The 11,709-nt window shown below is 61.8% G+C and carries 14 protein-coding genes; 1 reads left to right on the forward strand and 13 read right to left on the reverse strand.

Annotation, left to right across the window (positions count from 1 at the left end; all coding sequences use genetic code 11):
* Positions 1–42: 42 nt before the first annotated feature.
* The 10 genes from sucD to sdhC form a co-directional block, all read right to left on the reverse strand.
* Positions 43–945: a succinate--CoA ligase subunit alpha gene (gene sucD / locus CO655_RS00545; RefSeq protein ID WP_010028330.1), complete on the reverse strand. Its 903-nt coding sequence runs from the start codon at positions 943–945 to the stop codon at positions 43–45.
* A gap of 18 nt (positions 946–963) precedes the next feature.
* Positions 964–2,157, reverse strand: coding sequence for an ADP-forming succinate--CoA ligase subunit beta (gene sucC / locus CO655_RS00550; protein ID WP_077992130.1), 1,194 nt, complete (start codon positions 2,155–2,157; stop codon positions 964–966).
* Between the two features lie 34 nt (positions 2,158–2,191).
* On the reverse strand, positions 2,192–3,154 hold the full coding sequence (gene mdh / locus CO655_RS00555; RefSeq protein ID WP_010034465.1) for a malate dehydrogenase: 963 nt from the start codon (positions 3,152–3,154) through the stop codon (positions 2,192–2,194).
* Positions 3,155–3,328: 174 nt separating this feature from the next.
* Positions 3,329–4,492 (reverse strand): cell division protein ZapE, encoded by a 1,164-nt coding sequence (gene zapE / locus CO655_RS00560; protein WP_097605952.1) that lies wholly within the window; start codon positions 4,490–4,492, stop codon positions 3,329–3,331.
* A gap of 80 nt (positions 4,493–4,572) precedes the next feature.
* Entirely contained in the window at positions 4,573–5,091 is a 519-nt protein-coding gene (locus tag CO655_RS00565) for a protease inhibitor Inh/omp19 family protein (RefSeq protein WP_097605951.1), read from the reverse strand.
* Between the two features lie 138 nt (positions 5,092–5,229).
* On the reverse strand, positions 5,230–6,048 hold the full coding sequence (locus CO655_RS00570) for a nucleotidyltransferase domain-containing protein (protein WP_010034454.1): 819 nt from the start codon (positions 6,046–6,048) through the stop codon (positions 5,230–5,232).
* Positions 6,049–6,053: 5 nt separating this feature from the next.
* Positions 6,054–6,833, reverse strand: coding sequence for a succinate dehydrogenase iron-sulfur subunit (locus CO655_RS00575; protein WP_088677571.1), 780 nt, complete (start codon positions 6,831–6,833; stop codon positions 6,054–6,056).
* Between the two features lie 18 nt (positions 6,834–6,851).
* Positions 6,852–8,693, reverse strand: coding sequence for a succinate dehydrogenase flavoprotein subunit (gene sdhA, locus CO655_RS00580; RefSeq protein ID WP_097663482.1), 1,842 nt, complete (start codon positions 8,691–8,693; stop codon positions 6,852–6,854).
* 7 nt (positions 8,694–8,700) lie between these two features.
* Positions 8,701–9,081 (reverse strand): succinate dehydrogenase, hydrophobic membrane anchor protein, encoded by a 381-nt coding sequence (sdhD, locus tag CO655_RS00585; protein WP_010028649.1) that lies wholly within the window; start codon positions 9,079–9,081, stop codon positions 8,701–8,703.
* Positions 9,082–9,091: 10 nt separating this feature from the next.
* The gene (sdhC, locus tag CO655_RS00590) at positions 9,092–9,487 is read right to left on the reverse strand and encodes a succinate dehydrogenase, cytochrome b556 subunit (RefSeq protein WP_097605949.1); all 396 of its coding nucleotides are present in this window, start codon (positions 9,485–9,487) and stop codon (positions 9,092–9,094) included.
* A gap of 313 nt (positions 9,488–9,800) precedes the next feature.
* Here sdhC and CO655_RS00595 point away from each other — a divergent pair, with 313 nt between their 5' ends.
* Positions 9,801–10,316, forward strand: coding sequence for a hypothetical protein (locus CO655_RS00595; RefSeq protein ID WP_097663483.1), 516 nt, complete (start codon positions 9,801–9,803; stop codon positions 10,314–10,316).
* Here the strand turns inward: CO655_RS00595 and CO655_RS00600 are convergent.
* Genes CO655_RS00600 through CO655_RS00610 form a run of 3 tightly spaced genes read right to left on the reverse strand, consistent with a single transcriptional unit; the run spans position 10,303 to position 11,700 of the window.
* Positions 10,303–10,965, reverse strand: coding sequence for a methyltransferase (locus CO655_RS00600; protein WP_097663485.1), 663 nt, complete (start codon positions 10,963–10,965; stop codon positions 10,303–10,305). The two genes, CO655_RS00595 and CO655_RS00600, sit on opposite strands and share 14 nt — an antisense overlap.
* Positions 10,966–10,971: 6 nt before the next feature.
* Complete coding sequence (locus tag CO655_RS00605; RefSeq protein ID WP_097605946.1) at positions 10,972–11,403, reverse strand: EVE domain-containing protein; 432 nt, start codon at positions 11,401–11,403, stop codon at positions 10,972–10,974.
* Between the two features lie 3 nt (positions 11,404–11,406).
* Positions 11,407–11,700 carry a YciI-like protein gene (locus CO655_RS00610; protein WP_064683805.1) on the reverse strand — a complete coding sequence of 98 codons (294 nt, stop codon included), beginning with the start codon at positions 11,698–11,700 and terminating at the stop codon, positions 11,407–11,409.
* Between the last annotated feature and the right edge of the window lie 9 nt (positions 11,701–11,709).

Below are 11,709 nucleotides of genomic sequence, written 5' to 3' on the forward strand. Positions count from 1 at the left end.
GAAACGCAGATGCCGTTCTTCCGCCCGGTCTATATGGCTGGCTTAGCCCTTGAGGACTTCCACCAAGGTCTTGCCGAGGCGGGCCGGAGACGGCGAGACGCGAATGCCTGCCGATTCCATCGCCGCGATCTTCGATTCCGCATCGCCCTTGCCGCCGGATACCACGGCGCCGGCATGGCCCATGGTGCGGCCCTTCGGCGCCGTGCGGCCGGCGATGAAGCCGGCCATCGGCTTCTTGCGGCCCTTCTTGGCTTCGTCCTTGAGGAACTGCGCAGCGTCTTCTTCTGCCGAGCCGCCGATTTCACCGATCATGATGATCGACTGGGTGGCTTCGTCGGCGAGGAACATCTCAAGCACGTCGATGAACTCGGTGCCCTTGACCGGGTCGCCGCCGATGCCGACGGCCGTCGTCTGGCCGAGGCCTTCGTTGGAGGTCTGGAACACCGCTTCATAGGTCAGCGTGCCCGAACGGGAGACGATGCCGACCGAACCCTTGCGGAAGATCGAACCCGGCATGATGCCGATCTTGCATTCTTCCGGCGTCATGATGCCCGGGCAGTTGGGGCCGAGTAGGCGCGACTTGGAGCGGTCGAGGCGCGCCTTGACTCGCACCATGTCCATGACGGGAATGCCTTCGGTGATGCAGGTGATGAACGGGATTTCGGCGTCGATCGCCTCGATGATGGCGTCGGCCGCACCGGCCGGCGGAACATAGATGACGGTCGCGTCGGCGCCGGTCTTCTCCTTGCCTTCGGCAACGGTTGCGAAAATCGGCAGGCTTTCGCCCTTTGCGCCGGTCCAGGTTTCGCCGCCCTTCTTCGGGTGGATGCCGCCGACCATCTGCGTGCCGTAATAGGCAAGCGCCTGTTCGGTGTGGAAGGTTCCGGTCTTGCCGGTCAGACCCTGAACGAGGATCTTGGTGTCTTTATTGACGAGAATAGACATTCTTTCCGATCCTTCAAATTAGCCGTTGATCGCCGCGACGATCTTCTTGGCCGCATCGTCCAAGTCGTCAGCCGCCGTGATCGCGAGACCCGACTCGTTCAGGATCTTCTTGCCGAGCTCGACATTGGTGCCTTCAAGGCGCACGACGAGCGGAACCTTGAGGCCGACTTCCTTGACCGCGGCAATAACGCCCTCGGCGATGACATCGCACTTCATGATGCCGCCGAAGATGTTGACGAGAATGCCCTCGACCTTGGGATCGGCAGTGATGATCTTGAAGGCCGCAGCGACCTTCTCCTTGCCGGCGCCGCCGCCGACGTCGCAGAAGTTGGCCGGCTCCTTGCCGTAGAGCTTGATGATGTCCATCGTCGCCATGGCAAGGCCTGCGCCGTTGACCATGCAGCCGATATTGCCGTCGAGCGCGACATAAGCGAGGTCCCACTTGGAGGCCTCGATTTCCTTGGCGTCCTCTTCGGTCTCGTCGCGCAGCGTCCTGACGTCGTCGTGGCGGAAGAGCGCATTGCCGTCGAACGACATCTTGGCGTCGAGAACGCGCAGATGGCCATCCTTCATGACGATCAGCGGATTGACCTCGAGCAGCGCCATATCCTTCTCGTTGAAGGCCTTGTAGAGCGCCGGGAAGAGCGACTTGGCGTCTTCTGCAGCGGCACCCTCGAGCGCCAGCGCCTTGGAGATCGCTGCGACGTCGGCAGCCGTCACGCCGGCTTCCGGATCGATGGCGATCGTCTGAATCTTTTCGGGCGTGTCATGGGCGACAGCTTCGATGTCCATGCCGCCTTCGGTGGAAACGACGAAAGCGACGCGACCAACCGAGCGGTCGACCAGCAGCGAGCAATAAAGCTCGCGAGCGATGTCGGCGCCGTCTTCGATGTAGAGACGGTTGACCTGCTTGCCGGCTTCGCCGGTCTGCGCCGTCACCAGCGTATTGCCGAGCATTTCCTTGGCGTGGGCAACCACTTCGTCGATCGACTTGGCGAGACGCACGCCGCCTTTGGCTTCCGGCGACAGTTCCTTGAACTTGCCCTTGCCGCGGCCGCCGGCATGGATCTGGCTCTTGACCACATAGAGCGGGCCGGGAAGCGACTTGGCGGCAGCCTCGGCCTCTTCGACCTTGAGGACAGCCACACCCTCAGCAACCGGTGCGCCATAGCCCTTCAGCAGAGCCTTGGCCTGATATTCATGAATGTTCATGGGTTTATCCCTGTTTCGATGACTTCAGCGCCGATTACTTGAGGGCAGGCGCGATGTTGATGCAGGCTTCGCAAAGACCGGCGACGGCGCCGACGGACTTGTCGAAGGCTTCCTTCTCGGTCTTGTTGAGGTCGATCTCGATGACGCGCTCGACGCCGCCGGCGCCGATGACGGTGGGAACGCCGACATACATGTCCTTGACGCCGTACTGGCCGGTGAGATGGGCAGCGCAGGGCAGAACGCGCTTCTTGTCCTTGAGGTAGGATTCGGCCATCTCGATCGCCGAGGCGGCCGGCGCGTAATAGGCCGAGCCGGTCTTCAGCAGGCCGACGATTTCGGCGCCGCCGTCACGGGTGCGCTGGATGATCTCTTCCAGGCGCTCCTTGGTGACCCAGCCCATGGTGACGAGGTCTGTGAGCGGAATGCCGCCGACCGTCGAATAGCGGGCGAGCGGCACCATCGTGTCGCCGTGGCCGCCGAGAACGAAGGCCGTCACGTCCTGAACGGAGACGTTGAATTCCTTGGCGAGGAAGAGGCGGAAACGCGAAGAGTCGAGAACGCCGGCCATGCCGACAACCTTGTTGGCCGGAAGGCCGGAAAACTTCTGCAGCGCCCAGACCATGGCGTCGAGCGGGTTGGTGATGCAGATGACGAAGGCATTCGGCGCATACTTCTTGATGCCGGCGCCGACCTGCTCCATGACCTTGAGGTTGATGCCGAGAAGATCGTCGCGGCTCATGCCCGGCTTGCGCGGAACGCCGGCAGTGACGATGCAGACGTCAGCGCCTTCGATGGCGGAATAGTCGCTGGCGCCGGTCAGATTGGCGTCGAAGCCTTCGACCGGGGAGGACTGTGCGATATCGAGGCCCTTGCCCTGGGGAATGCCGTCGGCAATGTCGAAGAGGACGATATCGCCCAGTTCCTTCAGGCCGGCGAGATGCGCCAGCGTGCCACCAATCATGCCAGAACCAATGAGTGCGATCTTGTTACGCGCCATTTCGCTGTTTCCTTTGCGATCAAATTCGTCGAACGACGCTGAGGCACCGCTCAATGACGCAATCGCATAGACCCAAAGCCCAAAAATGGCAATCCATTAATTTTGATGTAGCGTTTTCAATCGTTTAGATACTAAAATTCTTACGTAAACGTAAGAATATTTGTCACTTGATTGTTACTCGGCGGCGCGTTTGTCATGGTGCAGCGCAAGATATTCGGCGCTGCGCATTTCGAAGAGACGCGACGCCGTGCGGTCGAATTCGAAGCCTTCGGTGCCCCGGCGGCCGACGAGCAGGCCCTCCGGCATCGCCGCCGCCGATATATAAAGCCGTACGGCGTGATCGTAGAACGTATCGACCAGAATGATGAAGCGCTTGATCTGGTTCCGTTTTTCTGGTCCGAGCAGGGGAACGTGATCGACGAAGACGATATCGAAGCGTTTGGCGATGGCCAGGAAGTCGGCCGCACCGAGCGGCTTCTCGCAAAGATCGGCGAAAGAGAACCGCGCCATGCGGTCGGCGGCGAGCGGCACATGGATGGCGCGCCCCTTCATCGGAATATCGAGCGGCTGCGCCTTGCGCCCATGCAGCGCCTGCGTCCAGGACGCCTCCATCGCCATGTCGTTATGTTCGTTGATCGGTACCAGATAGACCGGCTGGCTGTTCAGCTTCTCCATCCGGTAATCGGTCGGCGAATCCAGGGTGACGACATCGACATGCTGCCTGAGCAACGCGACGAAGGGCAGGAACAGGCCGCGGTTGAGACCGTCCTTGTAGAGATTGTCCGGCTCGACATTCGACGTCGCGACCAGCACGCATCCCCGCGCGAAGAGTTCGGAAAACAGCCGCGACAGGATCATCGCGTCGGCAATGTCGGTGACCGTGAATTCATCGAAGCAGAGCAGTTCTGCTTCCTCGTAAAGGGCTGCGGCCACCGGCGGTATCGGATCGGCCTGCTTCGTCTCGCCATTCTTGAGCTTCAGCCGGTGCGCGGCGATACGATTGTGCACATCCGCCATGAATTCATGGAAATGCGCCCGCCGCTTCTTCCGGCACGGCGCCATCGAGAAGAACATGTCCATCAGCATGGTCTTGCCGCGTCCGACGCTGCCGTGGATATAAAGCCCCTTGATGCCGCCGACGGCTTTCTTCTTCGAGGCGAACAGCCAGCCGAGCGCGCTCGATTTCGCCGCCGGTCGCTGCTGCTTCAGCCCGGCGAGCACCCGATCCAGGCTTTTGGCCACATCCATCTGGGCGGAATCGACCTGCAAAGCACCCGAAAGCGTCAGCGATTTAAGCTGTTCGCAGACGCTGAGCGCATAATCTGGCATTGGCTGCATAAGGGCATGTCCGCCTGTCGGTCATCGGCGGGGCGCCGCCGGATCGTTTACCGCGCCGGTTTGATTACCGCGCCGGTTAATTACCGGCTGAGGCTGATCGGCTGACCGGTATTCGTCTGGCCCTGGAAGCGGTTGTCGGCCGTCTTGTAGACGCTGCCGATCTGGTTGCCCGAACGGTCCTTGAGCAGCACCTGCTTGCCTGCGACTTCCCAGGAGCCCATCGCCGTCAATTCGCCGACGCAGCCGCGCGTGCCGCCGCGCGACCCGCTGCCGAGATTGGTCAACGTCAGGAACATGTCGCAGCTGCCGTTGACGCGCCAGTTTCCGACCATCGATTCCTTCGTGACGTCGAGCGCACTCGCGGCGACCGCGCCCGGCTGGGCACCCGGCATCGGCGATGTCGACGCCGGCGCCGCCGGGAACTGCGAGCTGCCGGTCGGCGGCGGAAGCTGTCCGCCCTGCACGGAGGGAACCGGCTGCGCCGTCAGCGGCGCCGGCGCGGCGCTGGGAGAGTTGGAGCTGTAATCATATGCCGTACGCTGACAACCGGCTAGCGCGAGAGCCACCACCAGACCTGTCATCGCATATCGCAACTGCATCATCATACTCCTGAAATTCGGCTGTCGCCGCAGAGAAACGGGCTTGAGACAAGATCCGATTATCGTAATTCGCTTTGGTTAATCAAGTCGGGCGGCATAAATTGCCCGGGACAACAACTAACCGAAAAACGATACAGTTCAACTGTCCCGCTGCAAAACTTCCTGCACATAGAATTTGTCAGCAAGGTGTTGCGCGCGCTGATCTCTGTCCGGATCCTTGTCGAACTCCCGCAATATCTGCGAATAACGCTCGAACGAACTCTCCAGAAAGGATCGCACCAGCACTGGCGGCTGACCTTCCCCCATTTCGCGCGTCTGTTTCTTGACATGCACGAGATCAAGTATCGCCGTTCGAACATCGGGAGCGATCGAGATCGCCTCGAGGCACTCCAGCATATTCATCGGCGGCAGCGCGCGAAACGAACGCTGCCGCATCCATTCGAGCGCGACGGCCGGGCGCACGGTGTAAAGCAGCTTCTTCAGCTTAATCGCCCCCTCGCCCTGGCTCTGAAAATGCTGCCGCATGAGCCCGACATAATGGGCAGCGACCTTTTCCGGCACCATGATGAGATCAAGCAGCGCACCGAGACGCGAGCGAAAACCCGCTTCCTCTTCATAAGCGATCGGCGATTTCAGCCATTCGACCACCACTGCGTTTCCCTTGAGAGCAAGCAGCAGCGCCTTTCGCAGATCCCAGCCGCCGGTATCGATATCGCCAACGATCGGAAACTCGATGACATCGCGCACCGAAGCAAGCGCGAGATGATGTTCGACGGGACGGATATAGACGAAACGGCAGTCATAATCGCTGTCGGGAGACGGAAACCCCCAGGCGCGGCTGCCGCTTTCGATCGCAAAACCGATACGGATGCCCTGCTCGCGGACCGAGGCGAGCCGTGACCTGATCTCTCTGACGGCTTCTGGATCGAAGCCGTCTATTCCGCCATCGGCATGCACGGCGATCAGACCCGGCGCTCGACCATCATCTTCTTGATTTCGGCGATTGCCTTGGCCGGATTGAGGCCCTTGGGGCAGGTCTGCGCGCAATTCATGATCGTGTGGCAGCGATAAAGGCGGAACGGATCCTCGAGATTGTCGAGGCGTTCGCCGGTCGCCTCGTCTCTGGAATCGATCAGCCAGCGATAGGCCTGCAGCAGGACGGCCGGGCCGAGATAACGGTCGCCGTTCCACCAGTAGCTCGGACAGGAGGTCGAGCAGCAGGCGCAAAGGATGCATTCATAGAGGCCGTCGAGCTTCTGCCGGTCCTCATGGCTCTGCTTCCACTCCTTGGCCGGCGCCGGCGACACCGTCTTCAGCCAGGGCTCGATCGAACGATGCTGGGCGTAGAAGTTAGTGAGATCCGGAACCAGATCCTTGACGACCGGCAAATGCGGCAGCGGATAGATTTTCACCGCGCCCTTGATATCGTCGAGACCCTTGGTGCAGGCCAGCGTGTTCGTGCCGTCGATATTCATCGCGCAGGAGCCGCAGATGCCCTCGCGACAGGACCGACGCAGCGTCAGCGTCGGGTCGATCTTGTTCTTGATGTAGAGCAGGCCGTCGAGCACCATCGGGCCGCAATCGTCGACATCGATGTAAAAGGTGTCGATCGACGGGTTCTGGCCGTCATCCGGGCTCCAGCGGTAGACGCGGAACTCGCGGGTGTTCGTCGCACCCGCCGGCTTCGGCCAGACCTTGCCTTCGCGCATCTGAGAATTCTTGGGGAGAGCGAGTTCAACCATACCAGGTTCCTCTTGAAATCAGTAGACGCGGGCTTTCGGCTCGATCTTGTGCGGATCGATGCCTTCCGCGATCAGGTCGGTGTGAACCGGGCGGTAATCGAGCTTGACGTCGCCTGCCTCGTTGACCCAGGCAAGCGTATGCTTGCGCCAGTTGACGTCGTCGCGGCCGGCGAATGCACCCTCGGTATAATCCTCGCGGGCATGCGAGCCGCGGCTCTCCTTGCGGGCCTCGGCGCCGTAGATCGTCGTGATGGCGTTGGCCATCAGGTTCTGCAGCTCCAGCGTCTCCACCAGATCCGAGTTCCAGACCATCGAGCGGTCGGTGACCTTGATGTCGCGCATTTCCTGCCAGATCGCCGAGATGCGCCGGCAACCGGATTCCAGCGATTCCTGGGTGCGGAAGACGGCGGCGTCTTCCTGCATGGCGCGCTGCATCTTCTCGCGCAGATTAGCCGTCGGCGTGCCGCCGCCGGCGTAGCGCAGACCGTCGAAGCGGTCCATGATCTTGTCGCAGGCGACGACGTTCAGATGCGGGATCGGCGCTGCGCGGTCGATGACCTCGCCGGCGCGGATCGCAGCGGCGCGGCCGAAGACCACGAGGTCGATCAGCGAGTTGGAGCCGAGACGGTTGGCGCCGTGCACCGAGGCGCAGCCTGCCTCACCCACCGCCATCAGGCCGGGGATGATCCGCTCCGGATTGGCGCCGTCGGCATTCAGCACTTCGCCCCAATAATTCGTCGGAATACCGCCCATATTGTAGTGGACGGTCGGCAGGACCGGGATCGGCTCGCGCGTGACGTCGACGCCGGCGAAGATCTTGGCGCTCTCGGAAATGCCCGGCAGCCGCTCGTGCAGCACGGCCGGATCGAGATGGTCGAGGTGCAGGAAGATGTGATCCTTGTTCTTGCCGACGCCGCGGCCTTCGCGGATCTCGAGCGTCATGCAGCGTGAAACCACGTCGCGCGAGGCAAGGTCCTTGGCCGACGGCGCGTAACGCTCCATGAAGCGTTCGCCCTCGGAATTGACGAGGTAGCCGCCTTCGCCGCGTGCGCCCTCGGTGATCAGACAGCCCGAACCGTAAATGCCGGTCGGGTGGAACTGCACGAATTCCATGTCCTGCAGCGGCAGACCGGCGCGCGCCACCATACCGCCGCCGTCGCCGGTGCAGGTATGGGCAGAGGTCGCCGAGAAATAGGCGCGGCCGTAGCCGCCGGTCGCCAGCACCACCATCTTGGCGGCGAAGCGATGGATCGTGCCGTCATCGAGGCACCAGGCGACGACGCCGGTGCAGCGGCTGCCGTCTTCCGACATGATCAGGTCGAGCGCGAAATACTCGATGAAGAATTCGGCATTGTGGCGCAGCGACTGGCCGTAGAGCGTGTGCAGGATGGCGTGGCCGGTCCGGTCGGCGACGGCGCAGGTGCGCTGCACCGGCGGGCCTTCGCCGTAATTCTGCATATGACCGCCGAACGGGCGCTGGTAGATCTTGCCTTCCTCGTTGCGCGAGAACGGCACGCCGTAATGTTCGAGCTCATAGACCGCCTTCGGCGCTTCCATGGTCAGATACTGCATGGCGTCGACGTCGCCGAGCCAGTCGGAGCCCTTGACGGTGTCGTAGAGGTGCCATTGCCAGCTGTCGGGGGTCATGTTGCGCAGCGAGGCGGCGATACCGCCCTGTGCCGCAACCGTGTGCGAGCGGGTCGGGAACACCTTGGTGATGCAGGCGGTGCGGAAACCCTGCTCGGCCATGCCGAGCGTGGCGCGCAAGCCGGCGCCGCCGGCGCCGACGACGATCACGTCATAGGAGTGGTCGACATAATTGTAGGCCTTGCCGTTCTGGGCGGGTGAAGTCGGTGCCATATCGAGCTTATCCTACGAATGCGATTTTCAGAATGGCGAAGAGACAGAGGCCGGCAATCACGATCGCAAAGAACGTGTTCAGCATCAGCAGAGCGATCTTGCCGAACTCGCCATGCACGTAATCTTCGATGATGACCTGCATGCCGAGCTTCATATGGATGACGCCCGAGATCACCATCAAGCCCATGACGACGGCAACGAAGGGGTTCGACAGGGCGCGAACCACATCCGCATAGGGGGCGCCGGCATAGGCGATCATGAAGATGACGAAGAACAGGATCAGCGGAATATTGGCGACGGCGGTCAGCCGCTGACGCCAGAAATGGCTGGTGCCTTCCTTGGCGGAGCCGAGCCCGCGAACCTTGCCGAGGGGGGTGCGCATATCCATGAGAGGACCTTCAGAAGCGAATGAGGAAGCCGATCACCCAGACCAGCACGGTCAGACAGAGCGACCCGATGATGTTGGCGATGGCAAGCTTGGTCGAGACTTCCTTCTCGAAGCCGTAACCGAGATCCCACATGAGGTGGCGGAAACCGCCGAGCATGTGGTGCAGCAATGCCCAGGTGTAGCCGAGCAGCACGAGCTTGCCGAGAAGGCTGCCGAGCACCCAGTTGGCCCAGTCGTAGGAACTCTGGCCGCTTGCCGCCGCGATCAGCCACCAGGCGACGAGTAGCGTGCCGACATAGAGCGCCCCACCGGTAATGCGGTGGACGATGGACATGACCATGGTGGGAATAAGTTTGTAGACTTGCAAATGCGGCGACAAGGGCCGGTTATTTGTCACGTTCGCCATCAGAACCTCGCGGCGGCTTCTCTGCGCTCCCGGATTTCGGAGCATGCTCAGTCAACCACACGAATGACAAAATTCTCTGTGTGCGTTGCATCAATTGCGACGTTTACTCACCGGAAAGCCCGACGACAAGCACAATCGCTGTCTGCTTTTAATTTAATCGATTCGGGTTACCGGGAAGTTTGCGGGCTAGCGAAACTGGGCTTTCGCGCTCAATATTTACGCCGCGCCTCCCCTTTGATTGGACAAGCCGCGGCTTTTGGCGCAATCTGGCGTTAACGATTTGTTAACGATTGGATTTTGGGAGTTCGGCGCCATGTTCCGCAGTCTGTCCCCAGTCATCCTGCTTGCGCTCGCCGCGCTTGCCGCATTCCCGGCCACAGCAGGCGAGCGCCGCCATGACTATCGCTTTGCCGGCCACCGCCACGTGTTCCATGGCGGAATGTTTCTCGGTGAACGTGCGACCTGGCGCGATGAACGTGCCAACTGGCGCGATCGCGGCATCCGTTTCGACCATGCTTACGGCCGCCGGCCCGGCAGGATCAGGATGCCGATACTGACGCGGTTCTCGTCAGCGGCGACACATCGCACGGTGCACGACAGCCTCGTCATCCTCGCGCCGCAGGCGCCGGGCTGGGATAGCGGCGGCACCTATTCCGGCTCCGCCTACGTCTATCAAGCCGATGGCGGAACCTATGTCGGCGGCGACGGCTACGGGTTCTATCCGAATGTGCGGCCGGAGCCGCTGACCCCGAAGGCGAAAGTCATCGACGTCGCCGTGCAGGACGATCCCTGCTCATACGAAGCCAATGTCTGCGTCATCCGGCCTTGAGAGCTGACACGAAGCGCCACACCGTCGTCTTCTTGATGTCGCTGTCCTCCAGCGCCCGCGTCACCGGCACTTGGTAGGCTGCGCAGAATTCCAGCCGGTCCCGAGGCAGATAGCTGCGCCCGGGATCGCCGACCATCACCGGTTTTCCCTCGCCAGCCAGCCTCGCGAACCAGGGAATAAGTGCGTCGGCGAAGCCGCGGTCGTAAAATACATCGCCGGCAAGCACGATATCCGCCTCGACGCTCGCACCGACGAGGTCGGCGCCGGTGAATCCGAGCGCGACATGATTGGCCTCGGCATTCAGCCGGATTGCCGTCTGCGCCCAGGGATCGATATCGGCAGCCGTCACCTCCCGGGCGCCGGCCATGACAGCCGCAATGCCGACGAGGCCGGAGCCGCTGGCAAAATCCAGCACGCGCTTGCCGCGCACCATATCAGGATGATCGAGGATGTAGCGCGCCAATCCCTGCCCGCCCGCCCAGGCAAAAGCCCAGAAGGGCGGCGGCAGGCCGATGGCTTCCAGCTCCTCCTCGGTCTTCAGCCAGAGCTCATGCGCCTCGCTTGCCAGATGGAGCGAAATCTCCGGCACATGCGGCGGCGCCATCAGACTGGTATTGGCGCGGATGAAGGCTTCCGGATCGGTTTTCAAAGGTCGTCAGCGCGGCGGATTGTCGAGCCCGCCCATGCGGCAGACCTCGGCCCATTCGTCGTCGGTCACCGGCTGCACGGAAAGACGCATGGAGGTGACGAGCGACATCTTGGCAAGCTTCTCGCTCGCCTTGACGTCCTTCAGCGTCACCGGCTTCGGCATGTCCATGACGGCGCGGATGTCGACGCAATCCCACTTCGGATCGCCCTTGGCGGTAGAATCGGGATGCGACAGGGCACAGACTTCGACGATGCCGACGATCTCCAGCCCGTCATTGGAATGGTAGAAGAAGCCCTTGTCGCCGATCTGCATCGCCCGCATATTGTTGCGCGCCAGATAATTGCGCACGCCCGTCCATTCCGTGCCCTTATCGCCGGCGGCCTTCTGCTGCTCCCAGGACCAGGAGGCAGGTTCGGACTTATAGAGCCAATGCGCCATGCTTTAAGCCTCCGGCTTGTTGAAGACCCAGTTGAAGGGCTTGATCTCAACGCTTTCGAACAGCCCGGCCTGGGCGTAGGGGTCGGCATCGGCGAGCGCCTTTGCCTCCTGCGCCGTCTCCGCCTTGACGAGCACCAGACTGCCGCAGGCCTTGCCCTCGTCGTCGAGGAAGGGGCCGGCCATCGAGAGCTTGCCTTCGGCGTTGAGCTTGTCGAGATAAGCAAGATGCGTCGGCCGCGTCTCCATGCGGACGTTCAGATGTCCCGGCTTGTCCTTGCAGAGCAGGGCGAAAAGCATGTCTGTTCT

Origin of the sequence: Rhizobium sp. M1, from assembly GCF_002531805.1 — a bacterium.
GTDB lineage: Bacteria > Pseudomonadota > Alphaproteobacteria > Rhizobiales > Rhizobiaceae > Rhizobium > Rhizobium etli_C.